We start from the raw sequence: 17380 nt of genomic DNA, 5'->3' as shown, positions 1-17380 counted from the left end.
CCGAGGGCGTTGGTCATTCCGCCGTCACTTCGCCGCCGACTCCAGCGCGCTGAGCGGCACCGCCCCCGCATAGAGCCGTCCGTCATTGGTGATGAGCACCGAGAACAACGACGTCTGGAGGCCCCTGCCGCCGTCCACCGACTGCGTGAGTTCGTTGAGAAGGTTCGACTGGCTGCCGCTGAGGCCGGACAGCCCCGCTCCGAGAGCGCCCGAGGGCACGGCGAGGACCGAGGTCCAGCCCGAACCGATCACGGTCGGGCCCTCGAACGAGCCCGGCACCCGGTTGTCGGGATGAGCGGCATGCGACGGCAGCTTCTGCTGGGTCACCTTCGCGCCCTTCGGCGGCGTGAACGTGAAGTTGGACGCGGCAGGCTTGGCGAAATCGACGGAGGTGAAGGACACCGATGCCGCAGGCGTGGACTGGCCGCGTGCGTCGAGTTCCGCAGCCAGCGGAACCCCGCTCTTCGTGTCGACCGAGACCACGGCTTTGCTCACCAGCGTGTCGGTCGCCTTCGGGCTAATCGTCAGCCGCCACACGCTGCGCGAATCCAACGAACCCTTCGACACCGTCAACGTCGAGTCCTTGCCCGCGTCCTTGACGAGCTGCTCTGCGACTCGCTGCGGCGTCGCCGTCGGTGTTCCCGTCGCGCCGTCCGCGTTGGCGGTCTTCGACGGCAGCGTCACGTGTACGGCCTTGTTCGCCTTGGAATCCCAGGTCCACACGTCTTTCCCGTTGCGCACCACATCGCGCTCGGCGAGGCTGTCCAGCACCTGCAGCCGCTGTTTGCTCGGGCCGTCCACGTAGACACGCGCTTTATGGGGCGCGGTCAGGAGCTCCAGAATCCCGGATGCCTGGGCATCCGTTCCGCTCGTCGCACCGGCAGGCAACTGGGGCAGCCCGAGGTCGCTGGTCTGCTCGAGGGTGCCGGAGAACTGCGCCTTCGTCGCCTTCGCCATGAGAGCGAGCACCTGCGCCGCAGACGGTGTGGACGCGCGCGAGGATGCCTGCGCGCTCGCCGCGGTCCCGGTGTCTTGGGCGCCGCCGGCTTGCGCTGCGAATGCCGGCGTGGCAACGGCGCCCGCCACCACGACGGGTGCCAGCACTGCCGGCAACCACTTCAGAAGTCTTTTCATCGCGAATCACCTCGGTGAGGGCCGTCGACGCATCCCGTTGCGAGCGTCATCGGGACCGGCTCTCGGGCGTCAGATTAGGCCGGAAATCTGCGTCCTTGCTGGGTTAACGCGCGGCCAGCAGGCGGGCCATCGCTTCGGCATCGTGCGGCGCATAACCCTTCGCGTCGTTGTCGAAGTACACGTAGATGTCGCGTCCTGCTCCGCCGGACTGTGACTGTCTCAGAATGCGCTCCGCCCAGTTCAGCAGGGATGCCTCGTCGTAGCCGCTCGTATACAGTTCCTCGCCGCCGTGCAGCCTGGCATAGACGAAATCGGCGGTCGCGGCGTCGAACACGGGAAAGCGTCGGGCAGAGTCTGCGAGCACGAGCGCCACGCCGTGGCTGCGCAGGATGTCTGCCGCACTGGCATCCCCGAAGCTCGGATGCCGCGGCTCGAGCGCGTGCAGCATGGGCCGGTCGCGCTCCACAGCGCCGGCCGGCAAAGCCGGGACTTCCGCTTGCTTGACCTTGGCGTCGTGCCGCTCTGCGAGTCGTGCCGCCTGACCCACCGTGGCGGGCAGCAGCGAGCAGAACTGCTCGAGCAGCTCGGCGTCGAACGCGAGCCGCTCGGGTAGTTGCCACAGCACCGGGCCGAGCTTGGCGCCCAGAAGCAGCACGCCCGATGCGAAGAAGTTCGCCATCGCCTGCTCGACGTTGCGCATCCGCAGCATATGGGTCAGGTATCTGCCGCCCTTCACTCCGAACACGAAGTCCTCGGGCGTCTCGTCCCGCCATCGGCGATAGGACGACGGCGACTGCAGCGAATAGAACGAGCCGTTCAACTCCACCGTGTTCAACCTGCTGGCGATGTAGCTCAGTTCGTCCTTCTGCCGCAGTCCCTTCGGATAGAAGTCGCCACGCCACGACGGGTACCGCCAACCGGAGGTGCCGACGAAGGCGCGTGGATTCATCGCCTCAGTCTGCCCAGAGGCGGCCTTCAGCGGTGGGGCTTGCGCCCAGGCACGGATGCGGTGAACAGCGAGGCGTCCAGCAAGAAACCGAGACCGGGGTGCGGGCGCGAACTAGTGCGCGCGCTCGATGGCTTCGTGGTGCTCGGTGTCGACGATCGCGGAGCGCTCAGGGTGCGCCTGCCTGGTCGCGGCATCCTTAGCCGAGTCGAACAGCGTCCAGACGCAGAACAAGCCCATGATCACCGCTCCGGCGGCGAAGACGATGTACTCCACGCGTGCTTCCTCTCGTCGTGACCGGTCTCACTTTACCGTTGCAAGGCTTTACCTTGCGCCGGTCCACCACCTCGTTGGCCCCGCATGCGACGGGATGGAGCACGCGCTCAGGACACGCCGGTGCCTGAGCCCTGGATCATGGTGGAGAACGCGTTCACGATCATGACCACCTTCACGATGGCGAGAACGATGCTGATCACGGTCACGGCGATCAGACCCCAGATCGGCCAGAGCGTGTCCTGACCGCCGCCGCGTCGGCGAACGACGACCGTGCGGCCGATCACGTAGACGATCTGCGACAGGAAGGTCCACGCCCAGTGGAACGGCCGTGCGAAGCCCCGGCGTTCCAGCTCGCGCCAGTCGAGGTAGGCGAACAGCACGCTCAGCCCATAGACGACCAGTCCGAGCAGATCGATCAGCAGTACGGCGACGGTGAATCCGCCGAAGGGCGCGCCAGAGCCGACGAATCCTCTATTGCCCGACGACGAACTCAACCGGATGATCTCGTGCAGGTAGCCGTCGAAGTCGAGGAACAGGTACGCGAGAATCGGGAGCAGCGGCAGCACGATCACGAGCCAGACCCACCACGTGGTGGACGAGGTTCCCTGCGCGACTTTCGGATACTCGACGGGGGCCTGCGCATAGCTCGGCTGCACATATCCGGGCTGCGGATATCCCTGTTGGGTGTAGCCCTGCTGCCCGTAGCCCTGTTGTCTGTACCCAGGCTGCCCGTAGCCCGCTTGAGGCTGACCTGCCGGTGGGACCGCCGGACGTGAGTGCTCGGTCCACCTCGTCCCGTCCCACCAGCGCTGACCGCCCGGGTTGCTCGGATCGGGATCGGGATACCAGGCCGGGGGCGTCTGCTGCTGGTGGGGGTCGGTCATCGGTTTTCGCTCCACTTCGTCTCTGTCGTGGTCGGCACGCGGCGAGCGTAGCGCAACCGTTCATCCCGCAGCCATGACCTCTCGTGGCATCCGCTGGGTGGGCATCCGCCGGGTGCGGCATCAGTTGGCTGCGCCGTGGACCGGGAGCGCGATGAAGCACGTCGGCTTGCCTACGATGGAGCGATGGCCGGTGGCACCGACAGCAACCACACCGCGACGGGCACGACGGGCACGACGCGCGCTGACATCTGGGTGTGGGCCGTGCGGTTCTACAAGACCAGGTCGCTTGCGACGGCCGCCTGCAAGGCCGGGCACGTGAAGGTCAACGGCGAACGGGCCAAGCCGGCCCAGGTCGTGCGGGTGGGCGATGAGGTGCGTGTTACCACGGACCGCGAGCACATCGTCGAGGTGCGCGGCATCCTCACCAAGCGAGTGGGCGCACCCATCGCCCAGGCTGCTTATCTCGACAAGACGCCCGCATTGCCACCACGGGTGGAGCAACCATCGGCCGTCGTGCGCGAACGCGGCGCCGGGCGCCCCACCAAGCGGGAGCGTCGCGAGCTCGAGCGCCTGCGAGGCCGCGGCTGAGGCCGATGCGAGACCAGCAGGTGTTCACGACGATGCGGGCAGGGGCACTACGGCGAAGAAGTGCCAGCCGAGCCACCACCAGAACACAATCATCGTGATGCGCACGGCCCTGGATGCCATCACGTCGTCGAGCAGGCTGCCGAACGGCGCGACGCGCTCAGGCGCCCGGCGGCCGTACCACGCGAGCACGAGCGCGAACAGGCCGACGGCGACGAATCCGACAACGGTGATGATGCGGCTCACGGATGCCTCCCCCTGTGCAGCAGCGCCCCGCCGCCCGCGAGCCACAGGGCGACGCACGCGGCACGCCCGACAGGGTTGGCGACGATGGGACCGATGAGGTCGGAGAGCGGTGGGTGGTCGGCCTCCGCCTGAGCAGACGGCATCGCCAGGAAGAACGACGACAGCTCCCACAGGCACAGGAAGACGCCGGCGCATGCCCATAGCACGGCCGACCGTCGTGCCGCACGACGCAACTCCGCAGCCTGGTCATCCGCTCGGTTCTCGCCCGCCGAGCCTGGAGGCAACGAGCCCGATCGGAACGCGCCGGGCGGGAACTGCTCGTCGTCGCGCCACCCGACGATGAGCGCCGTGACGCCGACGACGCCCACCACGAGCACGTCTGCGATTCCCCACGGAGGAGCGAAGGTGATGACGGCAACCGCTATCGCTCCGAGCGCCACTTGTGCCGCGAAGCGAACGCGGGGGAGCCGGTAGCGGTCGGCCTTCGCGAGCCAGCCGCCGGCATCCGCAAGTAGCGCTGCACCCGCACCGAGAAAGAACGCGCCGTCTACGGGGGCGCCGCGGTAGATCTGGAACGACCCGCAGATGACGAGGATCGCAATCCACCACCAGTCCAAGCGCAGGCGCGAGACGAAACGGGGCCAACGAGCGGTGGACTCCGCGCCCGTAACGTCCGGGCCGGTACCGATCGAGTCGGGGCCGGGGAGCGCGACATCCTGATTCGGCTGCGCGGCCTCCTGCGTGTGTCTTCTGCTGCCCTGCTGATCGGTCGCGGTGAACCGCCCGGTCCGTTTCGAAGACCGCCGCTGCAGGGAACGACCGGCCACGATCAGCCCTCGATCGGACCGAGCCAGGCCGTCGCCACCGTGGAGTGGGCCGACTCGTCGTCGGAGGGATGGAACATGCCCGCGAGCACGTCGCGATACAGGCGGCCGAGCTCGCTGGAGGCGAAGTAGCTTCCGCCTCCGGAGACCCGGATAGCCTTGTCCACCACGTCACGTGCGGTCTCCGTGGCCCGCACCTTCATGCCGACCAGCTTGGCGAACCATTGCGAGCCGTGATCGGCCAGCGTGTCGACATCGCCTGTGAGGGCATCCAGCTGCGGGTACAGCGCGTCCTGGGCGATGGCGGCGTCGGCGACGCGCCACCGGATGTCGGGATCCTGGGCGTACGAGCGCCCGTCGTTCTTCATCGAGGTCCGCCGCTTCGCGCCTTCAACGGCCAGCTCAAGCGCTCGCGAGCCGATGCCTGTGTAGACGGCGGCGAGCAGCAGCTCGAAGTTGGCGAAGATGCCGAAGGTGAGCAGGTCGGCGTTGGGTCCGGGGTCGAGGCGCCGCACGATGCGGTCGGCTCGGGCGTGCGCGCCGTCGAGGCGGGTCGAGTTCGACTGAGTCGCCCGCATGCCCAACGTGTCCCAGTCGTCGGCGATCTCGAACCCGCCCTCGGATCTGTCGATGAACCCGAAGACGATCTTCGGTGCGTCGTCGCTCGTAGAGTCGAGGCCCATGGTGCCCAGACGCGTCCATGCCGGTGAGAGCGAGGTGAAGATCTTCGTGCCGTGGAACGTGTAGCCGCCTTCGCCGTTGGGCCGGGCATCCGTTCGCGAGCCGAAGAGCACCAGGTCGTTGCCGCCCTCGCTGATGCCGAACCCGAACACTTCGCCTGCACCGGCCTCGCGCTGCAGGAATTCGAGCGAATCGTCGCCGCGGTCGCGCAGCACCTTGGCGACGCCTGTCCACACCAGATGCATGTTCACTGCAAGAGCCGTCGCCGGCGCAGCGGATGCCAGTCGCACCTGCTCGCGCGCCACCTCACGGAGCGAGAGCCCGAGTCCGCCGAACTCCGAAGGCACAAGCGCGCGCAGGTATCCGGCTTCCGTCAACTCGGCGAAATCCTCGGAGAAGAACGCGTTGTCGCGGTCGTAGCCCGCCGCCCGGGAGCGGATGCGCCCCAGCAGTTCGTCCGACAGCACCCGTACAGCCGACTCGCTCACGCCTCACAGGTTACGCCCGGCGCCACCGAGCCACCGCCGCTATCGTGGCCCCCATGCAGGAGCGCACTATGGAGACGCGAACGCTGGGCCGAACAGGTCGCACCGTCTCCGTCATCGGACTGGGAACCTGGCAGCTCGGCGGCGACTGGGGGAGCGTGAGCGAAGCCGACGCGCTCGGCGTGCTCGAGGCATCCGCGGAGGCAGGAGTCACGTTCTTCGACACGGCAGACGTGTACGGCGACGGCAGGAGCGAGAGCATCATCGGGCGCTTCCGCGCCGCGCACCCAGATGCCGGCGTCACGGTCGCCACCAAGATGGGTCGCCGCGCCGAACAGGTTCCGGAGAACTACACGCTCGCGAACTTCAGGGAGTGGGTGGACAGGTCGAGGGCGAACCTGCGCACCGACACGCTCGATCTGGTGCAACTTCACTGCCCGCCGACGTCGGTGTACTCCAGCGATGCTGTGTTCGATGCACTCGACACGCTCGTTGACGAGAGCGCGATCGCGAACTACGGCGTGAGCGTCGAGCGCTGCGACGAGGCACTCACCGCCATCGCCCGGCCGAACGTCGCGACCGTGCAGATCATCCTCAATGCGTTCCGGCTCAAGCCGCTCGAGCGCGTGCTCCCCGCTGCTCAGGATGCCGGTGTCGGCATCATCGCACGCGTACCGCTTGCCAGCGGCCTGCTGAGCGGCCGCTACACCAAGGAGACGACGTTCTCGCCACAGGATCACCGCGCCTACAACCGCCACGGGGAAGCGTTCGACGTGGGTGAGACGTTCTCAGGCGTGGACTACGACACAGGGGTCGAGGCCGCGCAGCGTTTCGCAGATGCCGTGGCATCCGTCCGGGAGTCGTTCGGCATCGACTGCGCCGACAAGCTGACTCCCGCGAAGGCAGCCATCGCGTGGGTTGCGCAGCAGCCGGGCGTCAGTTCGGTCATTCCCGGAGCCAGGAACCTGGACCAGGCGAGGTCGAATGCTGCGGCCGGTTCGCTCGCTCCGCTCGGACCGGAGTTCGATCGCGCTGTGCACGAGATCTACGACGAATACATTCGTGCAAGCGTGCACGACCGCTGGTGAGTAAGAGGGCGACACAGACACGATGACGAGGCTGATGATCGTGGTGGGCAGCGTGCGCGATGGACGCATCGGGCTGCCCATCGCCGAGTGGGTGCGCGACTGCGTCGAGAAGGACGCCCGGTTCGAGGTGGACTGGGCGGACCTCAAAGAGATCGGGTTGCCGCTCATGACGGAGCCGAATCATCCGAGGCTGCACCAGTACACGCAGCAGGCCACGATCGACTGGAGCGACCGGGTCGCGGCGGCCGACGCCTTCGTCTTCGTGCAACCGGAGTACAACTACAGCTACTCACCCGCACTGAAGAACGCGCTCGACCACCTGTCGCAGGAGTGGTGGCGCAAACCTCTGGGAACCGTGAGCTACGGGGGCATCTCCGGCGGCACGCGCGGCGTGGCAGCCCTACGTGTGCCCGTCACAGCCGTCGGGCTGGTGCCCACCACGTCGAACGTCGAGATCTCGTGGGCGGCGAAGCAGATCACCGACGAGGGCGCATTCGAACCGAACGAACACCAGGAACGGATGTTCGCAGCCCAGCTCGACGAGATCGTCGCACTCGATCACGCGCTGGCGCCGCTTCGCGCAGCCCACGTGCGCTGAGGCGCCGCCCAAGGCGCCCACCGTGGGTCGAGTAGCCGCCGAAGACCGCCACCACCGTGGGTTGAGTAGCCGCCGAAGGCGGCGTATCGAAACCCGCCCACAACGTCCCCAGCCCCCGGTTCCGTGTGATGCGCGAATGCCCGCATGCGCACTCCGGGCTGAATGCGGATGGCTGGTCAGCACCGCGGATGCTGGTCAGCACCGCGGATGCCGGTCAGCTCGGCGGAAGCGGAACGGGCTCGGTGTCGGGAAGGGGACTGGCATCCCTGCCGCGAAGGTCCGGATGCCAGCGCTTGCCGATCAGCGGCACCAGCACCCCAAGCAGTGCGAACACCGCCGCGACCCAGAACGCACCGATGGCGCCATACCTGTCGATGAGGAAGCCTGCGATCGCGCTGCCGAGCGCGGCACCGATCAGCTGTCCCGTTCCCACCCAGCCGTACGCCTCTGCGGTGTCGGAGAACTTCACGCTCGACGACACGACGGCGAAGATCACCGCGAGCGCAGGGGCGATTCCCGCGCCGGCGACCACGAGGAGGGCGGCGAGCCACCACGTGTTCGTGATCCACAGGCTCGCAAGCACGACGCCGACGAACACGATGAGCATTCGCCGCGTGAGCGCCCACGGACCGATCGGAATCGAGCCGAGGGAGAATCCGCCGACGAGCGAACCGAGCGACCAGATAGCAAGCACGATGCCCGCCTCCGGCCCCTTGTCGCCGAAGTTGGCGATGACGCCCGCCTCGATGGCGGCGCATGAGCCGACGAGCAGGAACCCGACGGAGGTGGCGAGCATCACGGTCGGTCGGCGCAGCACTGCACCGAACCGGCGCTTGCTGCGTGGGATGCGCACCCGCCCGAGCTCTGGCGACGCCACGAACCACGCACCCCCGGCGAGCATGACGGCAGCGCAGACCAGCAAGCCGATGGTGGTCGAGATCTGCGTCGCGATGAAGGTGATGACCACCGGACCGGCGATCCAGATGATCTCCTGCGCCGAGGCATCCAACGAAAACAGTGGCGTGAGCAGGCGGGAGTTCACGAGCTTCGGGTAGATGGTGCGAACGGCTGGCTGTACCGGCGGCGTGGCCAGACCCCCGATCAGGGCGATCGCCATCGTGATCGGGATGGGCAGCACGACGAGCGCGATGACAGCGATTGTTGCTGCGCACACGGCCGTGGTGACGACGAGAACCGGTCGCATGCCGACGCGGCCCATGAGCCGGCTGGTGAGCGGCCCCGCCACGGCCTGCCCGATGCTCGCTGCTGCCAGAACGAGACCCGCGGCCCCGTAGCTGTGGTGCACCCGCTCGATGTGCGTGAGGAACGCGAGGGAGAGCATCCCGCTCGGGAATCTGGCGGTGAGTTGCGCGGCGATGATGCGCCCGACCCCGGGCGTCTTCAGCAGATCCGAATATGCGCTCACCAGCGACCAAGTCTATGGGTCGAGCGGGAGATTTCTGTGGCCCGAGCGGCGCGCTCGGAACCCGTCCGGTGCGAAGACAGCAGGTGTCGTCGAGGACAGCAGGAAAGCTGCTGTACCGGGTTACTTCGTGCCGTTGCTGCTGTATTCGTGGCTGGCGTGGACCGAGGTCGATACCGTGTGTCGCGGCTTCGCCGATCAGGCACTTGGGTGCTCAATCGCTTGTGATTGCGGCTTCGCCGCTCAACAAGCTCAATCGGCTTGGGAATGTGAGCAAGCTCCCATTCCGAAGCCTCAATCGCCTGTGATCGCGGCTTCGCCGCTCAACAAGCTCAATCGGGGCTGGAACCCGAGCGAACTCGCGTTCCAGCCCCTCAATCGCCTGTGGAAACTGGGGATAAGTCCGCGAAGTTTTCCACATTTTGTGGACGACACGCCTACAACATGTGGGGTTAACCGCTGGCCGTGACCCCGCTATATAGTGATCACACGCCGGCTCGATCGGGGGCTCCCGAGGCCGGCAGAACGCTTCGACCCGACGCTCCACACTGTGGGAGTCCCGGTGTCGGCGGCCTGCCGGACGATGAGTGAAGACGAAGTTCCGGCGCCTTGTGCGGGTGCAAATCCGTACGGGAGAAACGGCTCCGGCAGGGGCTGTGAAACACGGGGGAAGACGAAGCGTCGGACCGGCGCGGGTGCATTCGGCACAGGCGACCGGCCAGGCAGCTTCGGCGACCCCGCACAGAGGTGGGGCCAGGGTATTCGGCGACGGATGCCGAAGGAAGCAGTAGAGGAAGAGGCGAAGTGACAATCACGGTCGTGAAGCGCAACGGCGAGCGGGAGCCGTACGACGCGAACAAGATCAACCTGGCGATCGAGAAGGCGGCCGAGGGGCTCGACGAGAACATCACGTGGGTGACGCAGATCGCCAGTGAACTCGAGCTGACCCTGTTCGACGGCATCACCACCCAGCAGCTCGACGAAGCAGTGATCCAGGTCGCCCTGCAGAACGTCAAAGATGACCCTGCGTTCGACACCGTCGCCGCCCGCCTCCTGCTCAAGACCATCTACAAGCGCGTGCTCGGCGACTACGAAAGCGCAGAGGAGCTCAAGCGGCTGCACCGTGAGAACTTCCGCGCATACGTCGAGCGTGGCGTGCGTGAAGAACTGCTCGACCCGCGTTTCCCCGACCTCTTCGACCTCGACCGCCTCGGCTCGGTGCTCGAGCCCGCCAACGACGGCCTGCTCAAGTACATCGGTCTCGTCACGCTCAACAACAGGTACGGCATCAAGGCGCGCAACGGCGACCCGCTCGAGGTGCCGCAGTACTTCTGGATGCGGATCGCCATGGGCCTATCGCTCAACGAGGCAGACGCCACCGGCATCGCCATCGAGTTCTACGAGACCATGTCGCGCCTCGATTACCTTGCCGCGGGATCCACCCTGGTGAACGCCGGCACCAAGTTTCCGCAGCTCTCCAACTGCTTCGTCATGGAGATGCACGACGACATCGAGCACATCGCCAAGAGCGTGCGCGACGTGATGTGGATCACCAAGGGCACTGGCGGCATCGGCCTCTCGGTCACGAAGCTGCGCGCGCAGGGTTCGCCCATCCGCTCCAACAACACGACCTCGACCGGGCCCATCCCGTTCATGCACACCATCGACTCCGTGCTGCGAGCCGTGAGCCGGGGCGGCAAGAAGTTCGGTGCGCTGTGCTTCTACATGGAGAACTGGCACCTGGACTTCCCCGAGTTCCTCGACCTGCGGCAGAACTCCGGGGACCCGTACCGTCGCACCCGCACCGCCAACACGGCGGTGTGGATCAGCGACGAGTTCATGAAGCGCGTTCAGCACGACGAGCCGTGGTACTACTTCGACCCGCTCGAGGTCGCCGACCTCAACGAGCTGTACGGCAAGGCGTTCTCCGAGCGCTACGCCCACTACGTGGAGGAGGCCGAGGCCGGCCGCCTGCACATGTTCAAGCGCACGACCGCTCGCTCCGTGTTCAAGGACATTCTGATGAGCCTGCAGACCACCAGCCACCCGTGGCTGACCTGGAAGGACACCATCAACAACCGCGCCCTGAACAACAACACGGGCACCATCCACCTGTCGAACCTGTGCACCGAGATCTGCCTGCCGCAGGACATCGACAACATCGCGGTCTGCAACCTCGCATCCATCAACCTGTCGCGTCACCTGCAAGACGACGGCACATTCAACTGGGCCACGATCGAGCGCAGCGCTCGACTGGCCATCCGTCAGCTCGACAACCTCATCGACATCACGATGTCGTCGGTGCCCGAGGCAGACAACGCGAACATCAACAACCGGGCGGTCGGCCTGGGCATCATGGGCTTCACGGATGTCGTCGAGCGGCTCGGACTCAGCTACGAGTCCGAGGAGGCATACGACCTGATCGACGAGATCGCCGAGCGCATCTCGTACTACGCGATCGAGGAGTCCGTCGACCTGGCCAAGGAGCGCGGCTCGTACCCGAACTTCGAGGGATCCCGCTGGTCGCAGGGAATGGTGCCGTTCGACACCATTGCGATCACCGAGCAGGACCGCGGCATCGAGATCAAGGTCAACCGCAAGACCCGCATGGACTGGGAATCGCTCCGCGAGCGCGTCAAGGGTGGCATGCGCAACGCGACCCTGATGGCTGTGGCTCCGACGGCATCCATCGGTCTCGTCGCGGGCACGACGCCCGGATTCGACCCGCAGTTCTCGCAGATCTTCAGCCGTTCGACCTCGAACGGCAAGTTCCTCGAGGTGAACCGCAACCTGGTCGAAGCGCTTCGGCAGCACGGGCTGTGGGAGAAGGTGCGCGAGCAGGTGCTGCGCAGCCAGGGCGACATCCAGAACATCGCCGACATCCCCGACGAGATCAAGCAGGTGTACAAGACGAGCTTCCAGCTCTCGCCGTACGCGTTCGTCGAGGTCGCTGCCAGGGCGCAGAAGTGGATCGACCAATCGATCAGCCGCAACATCTATCTCGAGACGCGCGACCTTGGCGACATGATCGACATCTACTCGGCCGCATGGGAGCGCGGGGTGAAGACCACGTACTACCTGCACATGAAGCCGAGGCACCAGGCCGAGCAGACCACGGTGCGGGTGAACAAGGCCGAGGAGATCGGCGGCGCGCGCAAGGGTTTCGGCTCGGTACCGGCCGGGGTAGCGGCAGGTGCGGCGCCCGCGGATGCCGGCAGCCAGGCATCCTCGCCCGCTCCCGCCCGTCGTGGGTTCGGTTTCGGCGGTCTGAACGGTGGTGACAAGTGAACGACGAGTACTACGTGCCGGAGGATCCCATGGATGCCCTCCAGTGCGACTCCTGCCAGTGAGCCGCTTGCCGCGAGTTGAGTAGCATCCGAAGGCAGTTGCGTACCGCCGGTTGAGTAGCACGCCCGAAGGCGCGCGCATCGAAACCGCAGACACCGAACGAGAACGACAGAGAAAGACGAGAACATGGGCATTCTGGGTACCGGCATCAAAGAGGGCCTGCTGCTCAAGCCGGTGACGTACCAGTGGGCGATGGATCTCTACGATCAGGCCGTCGCCAACACCTGGTTCCCGAATGAGGTGCAGCTGGGCGAAGACATCGCCGACTTCAAGAAGATGACCGACGAGGAACGTCACGCGGTGACCTTCCTGGTGAGCTACTTCAACCCCAACGAGCTGCTTGTGAACAAGGCGCTCGCGTTCGGCGTGTACCCATACCTCAATGCTGCGGAGGCCCACCTGTATCTGGCCAAGCAGATGTGGGAGGAGGCCAACCACTGCATGTCCTTCGAGTACGTGCTCGAGACGTTCCCGATCGACCGCAATGAGGCCTACAACTCCCACATCGACGTGCCTTCCATGGCGCGCAAGGAGGAGTTCGAGGTCAAGTTCATCCGCCGCATGACGGAGGAGCATCTCGACATCACCACGACCGAGGGCAAGCAGGACTTCATCCGCAACCTCGTGGCCTACAACATCATCCTCGAGGGCATCTGGTTCTACTCCGGATTCATGGTGGCGCTGTCGTTCCGGCAGCGGAACCTGCTGCGCAACTTCGGATCGCTGGTTGACTGGATCGTGCGAGACGAGTCTCTGCACCTCAAGTTCGGCATGAACCTCATCCTCACGGTGCTTGAGGAGAATGCCGACCTGCAGACGCCGGAATTCGCCGCCGAGATCAAGCAGATGATCCTGGACGCCGTGGAGATGGAGGAGCAGTACAACCGCGACCTGCTTCCGAACGGCATCCTCGGCCTCAACGCCAACTACATCAACCAGTATGTGAGGTACTTGGCCGACCGCCGTCTCGAGGAGCTCGGCTTCGAGCCCGAGTACAACGTGACCAACCCCGCGAAGTGGATGGCCGCGGCGAACGACACGCTTGAGTTGGTCAACTTCTTCGAGTCGATCAACACCTCGTACGAGTCCAACGCGAAGGCCAGCAGCTAGGGCGTATCGGATTTGCCGGGCAGGTCTTAGGCTACGAGAACCCCGAGGAGCGACGCATGGCGCAGATCGTGGTCTACGGACACGCTGAGGCTCTTCGCCCACGTATCGAGGCGGTGTCGGATGCCATCCACACCGCCTCGATCCGTGTGCTCGGACTTCCGGCCGAGAAGAGATTCCATCGGTTCGTCCCACTCGAGGCCGGCACCTTCTTCGCGCCTGCCGACCGCACGATCGACTACACGATCGTGGAGGTCAGCATGTTCGAGGGGCGTTCCGTCGACACCAAGAAGGACTACATCCGTGCTCTGATCGCGGAACTCGGGAGCGTGGGCATCGGGCCTTCCGACGTCGAGATCACGATCACCGAGACCCCGCGGTCGAACTGGGGAATCCGTGGCGTGCCTGCCGACGAGCTGCAGCTGAACTACCGCGTCGAGGTGTGACCTCGACCTCTAGGGCATCCTGGCATGCCCGCACCGTCATGCCGCCAGATAGCGGCGCATCGCGATCGTGCGCTCCGCGCTCGCCCAACTGATCGAGACAACGAGGTAGACGGATGCCGCAACGGGTGCAAGAGCGGCGAACACGGCACTGAGCAGCGGTAACCAGCTCAGAACCGCAGAGAGCCGTGTCGGCCCGGGTGCGTCGGGATCCGCGCGCCTGGCGGATTGCAGTGCGAGCGCTCGTGAGGCGACGGCGACAACGACGATCGCCACGAGCAAGGCGGTCGGAAGCGCGAGTCCGGCGAGCGTACCGGTCGTAAGAAGTTGCGCAAAGGATGCCCCGAGCGGCGTGCCGAGAACCGTATGCGCGAGCAGCGCATTCGCGTGCCCGGCCACCGTCGCCCGGGTGAAGACCCCGTACAGCACCGACACGACCGGAATCTGCAGGACAGCGGGCAACATCCCTGCGAAGGGAGACACTCCCTCCGCCGCGTAGAGCTCTTGCGTCTTTCGAGCGAGCAGCGCGGCGTCGGTGCCATGGCGCCGCTGAAGCGCTCGCACCTTCGGGGCGAGGCGAGCACGCGCGAGCTGGGCCTTCGCGTTGGCAAGGCCCACGGGAATAAGGGCGGCACGCAGAGCCAGGGTGACCACGGCCATGGCCATCAGCACGGCGACGCCGCTGGGCATAGCCGATTCGAGCACATGCGCGAGTGCTCCGATGAGAGTCGCGGTGCCGTCGAGCACTGCCGCAAAGGGTGGGAATGAGAAGGGGTCCATGAAAACTGAGTCCTCGAATGTCGTCAAGCTGGTCGGTGAACGCGTGAGCGGGCACCGACGCGAGCCGAAGGCTCAGCAGGAAGGTGCCGCTACGACGTGAGCGATGGCGGACGGGCTCGCATGAGGAGGCGGACATCCGTGTGTGTCGGAGAGTGTTCTGCTGTCGACGCGAGCCACGCGTCGCGTGCTGCTTCGATACGAGCCGGTCGTCGCATCGCTGCCGAGTTGCCGAGCATGATGACGGCCGCCGCGGCGACCGCCACCACCGCCAGGGCGACGAGGAGGCTCGTCGCCGTCATCGAGGCAGGCTCAAGCTCGGCTACCGCGACGAACGCCGCGAGCAGAACGAGCACGAGTCGCCGGACCATGCCGCGATCGTATCGCGGCATCCACCTACCCCTCGACGTGCATGCGGAAGTCGTACCGCTCAGGCGGCGGGAACTCGCGCGCCGCCCGCTCGCGCACGGCATCCGTCACCGCCACGCCCTCGCGTGCCGCCATGCGCGCCGCCTGGTACTCGGCCCAGAGCCCGTCGAGCGAGCTCTCGCCCTCTTTCAGATCGGCCATCTCGATGCCCTCGTCGAGCAGACGTTCGCAGCGCTCCAGGTCGCCCAGCGCGAGGGATGCCTGCGCCTCCGCGAACCTGACTCGCCCGTCCGACCGCTGCGTCGCATCCAGCGTCTCGATGAGCGCCAACGCCTCCAGAGGCCGCCCGGCCTCGAGCAGCTGGCGCATCGCCTCGATGCTGAGGGGCAACAGTCGAGGGAGCAGGGCACGCGCCATACGATACGCATCAGCCGCCCCGTCCATGTCGCCGTCGCGCTCGGCGGCAACGGCGAGGTTGCGCCACGCCCAGCCGTTGTCCCGCACAGCGATGGATGCCCGCCACGCCTCGACCGCGGCATCCCACCTTCCCCGCGCGACGGCGAGCACGCCCTCCTGCAGACGCGCCATCCAGCCGGACCGGCCCGTCGCGATCGGTGCCCACGCCTGGTCCGACTGATAGGAGAGCGGCGCTTGCGACGGATCGGCGTCGAGGTCGGCCCCGTTCAGCGCCGCGAGCCACCATTCCTGCTGGGGGCCGAGGTCGCTTGCGAAGAACGGGGTGGCCGGCGTCGACAAGGCGGGTTGCTCCGACTGTGCGCGGCGCACCTCCTCGAGCGCGCCCCAGCCGGATGCCCGCTGCAGCACCTCCACCACCTCGTCGCCGCTTGGGTCTCTTGCCTCTTCACGCAGGAGCACCGCCGGCGCGCCACTGCGTTCGACGGCCTCGCCGGCCGCGGCGACAGCTTCATCCCAGGAGGCGTGCACGGCGGACGGATCGGCCTGCGCGAGACCGTAAGCCTCGGTCCAGCTCCAGGTGGCGGCGGCGGGCATCGGCAGATGCTCGAGCTGCGTGCGGGCGAGGCCGGCCTGGATCTCCAGATACGGATGCTCACCGTCGGTCAGCCAGCGTTGCCAGTGCCCACTGCCCTGGGCGGTGCCCCAGAGGAAGAGCTTGCGGCCGCGCAGTCGTTCCGTTGACGCGTGGAACAGTCCGCTGCCGTCCGCACCGAGGGCGGCGATCCATGGCATGGGCGGGCGGTTCAGTTCGAAGAAATAGTCGGCCGCGTCGCGCGACCGTGTCGTATAGCTGCGATCGACGCCGTCCCGATAGGCCTCGGGGAAGGGCACCCTCGACAGCACCCCCTCGTAGCCGAAGCGATAGGCGGAGTCCGCCGGAGCGATAACTCGCACGTCGTCGCGCTCGTCGACCGCGATGTTCGACCACCAGTACACGGGCACCTCGGTGCTGCGAGGGTTGCGCAGGGTCACCGTGACGGTGAGCAGCGGCACGTCGGGGGCGAGCGAGGCGTCGACCTGAACGACGAGCCCGCGCATCCGCTCGTACTCGTACATGCGCAACGTCTCGCCGCCATCGGGAGCCGGGCCACCCGACTCGTTCGCGCGTCGCACCCTCAGCGCGTGCAGCGGTGAACACGTGAGGGGCCAGTGCCCGGTCGTTCCGAGGTTCCACTCCACCCCGCCCGCGAACCACGCGTTGCGCAGCGCCAGGTTCGCCGGCCGGAAGACCGGGTTCCTGTGCAGCAGCTCGCGGCCCGTGCGCTTGTCGATCAGAGACCGGAGCCGCCCGCCGAGGTCGAGCAGGAACTCCGCCCGCATAAGGTCGTTCTCCAGAACGGCGACCGGATGGCCGGCCTCGGCCAGCTCGCGCGAGTAGCCGTCTTGCACGAGGTACGGCAATACGGTCTCGACCTTGCCGTACGCAAGTCCGGCGCGCAGCTCGTCGTCGAGCCCCTCTCCACCAGCATTCGCGTGGAGGTCCCCGTTTCCCGCGATGGGTGGCAGAGGGTTCGGATCGCCGAGCGCGCCCGAACGCATGACGCGTTCCTGCAGGGAGACGGTAGCGAGGGACTGCGCGTTCATCGTGGCCCATGTTGTCAGACTGGGCGGGAAGTGCGGCGCTCACGCAGCTTTCTTGCGCGAACGAGCATCCTCTTGCGCGATTCGCGCTCTATGCGTTTCCATCGA

General features: G+C 66.6%; 17 protein-coding genes. 6 read left to right on the top strand and 11 right to left on the bottom strand.

Translation table 11 applies throughout. From position 1 onward, the window contains the following. Positions 1 to 24: 24 nt before the first annotated feature. From ACO2Q7_RS05610 to ACO2Q7_RS05595, 4 genes are all read right to left on the bottom strand, one after another. Positions 25 to 1134 (bottom strand): LolA family protein, encoded by a 1110-nt coding sequence (locus tag ACO2Q7_RS05610; protein WP_423354629.1) that lies wholly within the window; start codon positions 1132 to 1134, stop codon positions 25 to 27. 103 nt (positions 1135 to 1237) lie between these two features. Beyond that, on the bottom strand, positions 1238 to 2083 hold the full coding sequence (locus ACO2Q7_RS05605; protein WP_423354628.1) for a DUF72 domain-containing protein: 846 nt from the start codon (positions 2081 to 2083) through the stop codon (positions 1238 to 1240). Positions 2084 to 2194: 111 nt separating this feature from the next. Further along, entirely contained in the window at positions 2195 to 2356 is a 162-nt protein-coding gene (locus tag ACO2Q7_RS05600) for a hypothetical protein (protein WP_423354627.1), read from the bottom strand. 107 nt (positions 2357 to 2463) lie between these two features. Then, positions 2464 to 3240, bottom strand: a complete 777-nt coding sequence (locus ACO2Q7_RS05595; RefSeq protein ID WP_423354626.1) for a DUF2510 domain-containing protein — start codon at positions 3238 to 3240, stop codon at positions 2464 to 2466. Positions 3241 to 3423: 183 nt separating this feature from the next. Here ACO2Q7_RS05595 and ACO2Q7_RS05590 point away from each other — a divergent pair, with 183 nt between their 5' ends. Beyond that, positions 3424 to 3828: an RNA-binding S4 domain-containing protein gene (locus ACO2Q7_RS05590; RefSeq protein ID WP_423354625.1), complete on the top strand. Its 405-nt coding sequence runs from the start codon at positions 3424 to 3426 to the stop codon at positions 3826 to 3828. Positions 3829 to 3852: 24 nt separating this feature from the next. Here the strand turns inward: ACO2Q7_RS05590 and ACO2Q7_RS05585 are convergent, their stop codons facing one another. The 3 genes from ACO2Q7_RS05585 to ACO2Q7_RS05575 are packed head-to-tail and all read right to left on the bottom strand — an operon-like array spanning position 3853 to position 6064. Continuing rightward, the gene (locus ACO2Q7_RS05585; RefSeq protein WP_423354624.1) at positions 3853 to 4071 is read right to left on the bottom strand and encodes a DUF6186 family protein; all 219 of its coding nucleotides are present in this window, start codon (positions 4069 to 4071) and stop codon (positions 3853 to 3855) included. Next, positions 4068 to 4898, bottom strand: a complete 831-nt coding sequence (locus ACO2Q7_RS05580) for a hypothetical protein (RefSeq protein WP_423354623.1) — start codon at positions 4896 to 4898, stop codon at positions 4068 to 4070. The genes ACO2Q7_RS05585 and ACO2Q7_RS05580 overlap by 4 nt, the downstream gene beginning before the upstream one ends. A gap of 2 nt (positions 4899 to 4900) precedes the next feature. Continuing rightward, the gene (locus ACO2Q7_RS05575; protein WP_423354622.1) at positions 4901 to 6064 is read right to left on the bottom strand and encodes an acyl-CoA dehydrogenase family protein; all 1164 of its coding nucleotides are present in this window, start codon (positions 6062 to 6064) and stop codon (positions 4901 to 4903) included. A 68-nt stretch (positions 6065 to 6132) separates the two neighbouring features. Here ACO2Q7_RS05575 and ACO2Q7_RS05570 point away from each other — a divergent pair, with 68 nt between their 5' ends. Both ACO2Q7_RS05570 and ACO2Q7_RS05565 read left to right on the top strand, forming a co-directional pair. Beyond that, positions 6133 to 7149, top strand: coding sequence for an aldo/keto reductase (locus tag ACO2Q7_RS05570; RefSeq protein ID WP_423355975.1), 1017 nt, complete (start codon positions 6133 to 6135; stop codon positions 7147 to 7149). A 22-nt stretch (positions 7150 to 7171) separates the two neighbouring features. Then, positions 7172 to 7747 (top strand): NADPH-dependent FMN reductase, encoded by a 576-nt coding sequence (locus ACO2Q7_RS05565; protein ID WP_423354621.1) that lies wholly within the window; start codon positions 7172 to 7174, stop codon positions 7745 to 7747. A 214-nt stretch (positions 7748 to 7961) separates the two neighbouring features. Here the strand turns inward: ACO2Q7_RS05565 and ACO2Q7_RS05560 are convergent, their stop codons facing one another. Continuing rightward, positions 7962 to 9173, bottom strand: a complete 1212-nt coding sequence (locus ACO2Q7_RS05560) for an MFS transporter (RefSeq protein WP_423354620.1) — start codon at positions 9171 to 9173, stop codon at positions 7962 to 7964. Positions 9174 to 9974: 801 nt separating this feature from the next. On the opposite strand from ACO2Q7_RS05560, the gene ACO2Q7_RS05555 reads away from it, so the two are divergent. From ACO2Q7_RS05555 to ACO2Q7_RS05545, 3 genes are all read left to right on the top strand, one after another. Continuing rightward, on the top strand, positions 9975 to 12458 hold the full coding sequence (locus tag ACO2Q7_RS05555) for a ribonucleoside-diphosphate reductase subunit alpha (protein WP_423354619.1): 2484 nt from the start codon (positions 9975 to 9977) through the stop codon (positions 12456 to 12458). Between the two features lie 186 nt (positions 12459 to 12644). Next, entirely contained in the window at positions 12645 to 13628 is a 984-nt protein-coding gene (locus tag ACO2Q7_RS05550; protein WP_423354618.1) for a ribonucleotide-diphosphate reductase subunit beta, read from the top strand. Positions 13629 to 13684: 56 nt separating this feature from the next. Continuing rightward, complete coding sequence (locus tag ACO2Q7_RS05545; RefSeq protein ID WP_423354617.1) at positions 13685 to 14071, top strand: tautomerase family protein; 387 nt, start codon at positions 13685 to 13687, stop codon at positions 14069 to 14071. Positions 14072 to 14107: 36 nt separating this feature from the next. On the opposite strand, the gene ACO2Q7_RS05540 is transcribed toward ACO2Q7_RS05545, so the two are convergent. The 3 genes from ACO2Q7_RS05540 to ACO2Q7_RS05530 form a co-directional block, all read right to left on the bottom strand. Next, on the bottom strand, positions 14108 to 14848 hold the full coding sequence (locus ACO2Q7_RS05540; RefSeq protein ID WP_423354616.1) for a YidC/Oxa1 family membrane protein insertase: 741 nt from the start codon (positions 14846 to 14848) through the stop codon (positions 14108 to 14110). Between the two features lie 89 nt (positions 14849 to 14937). Continuing rightward, positions 14938 to 15216, bottom strand: coding sequence for a hypothetical protein (locus ACO2Q7_RS05535; RefSeq protein ID WP_423354615.1), 279 nt, complete (start codon positions 15214 to 15216; stop codon positions 14938 to 14940). A 25-nt stretch (positions 15217 to 15241) separates the two neighbouring features. Next, on the bottom strand, positions 15242 to 17275 hold the full coding sequence (locus tag ACO2Q7_RS05530; protein WP_423354614.1) for a DUF5107 domain-containing protein: 2034 nt from the start codon (positions 17273 to 17275) through the stop codon (positions 15242 to 15244). Positions 17276 to 17380 lie beyond the last annotated feature (105 nt).

The sequence above is a fragment of the Rathayibacter sp. KR2-224 genome (assembly GCF_049446075.1).
Lineage (GTDB): Bacteria > Actinomycetota > Actinomycetes > Actinomycetales > Microbacteriaceae > Humibacter.
Note: the sequence above shows the minus strand (reverse complement) of the source record. Positions and strands in the feature narration are given on the sequence as shown.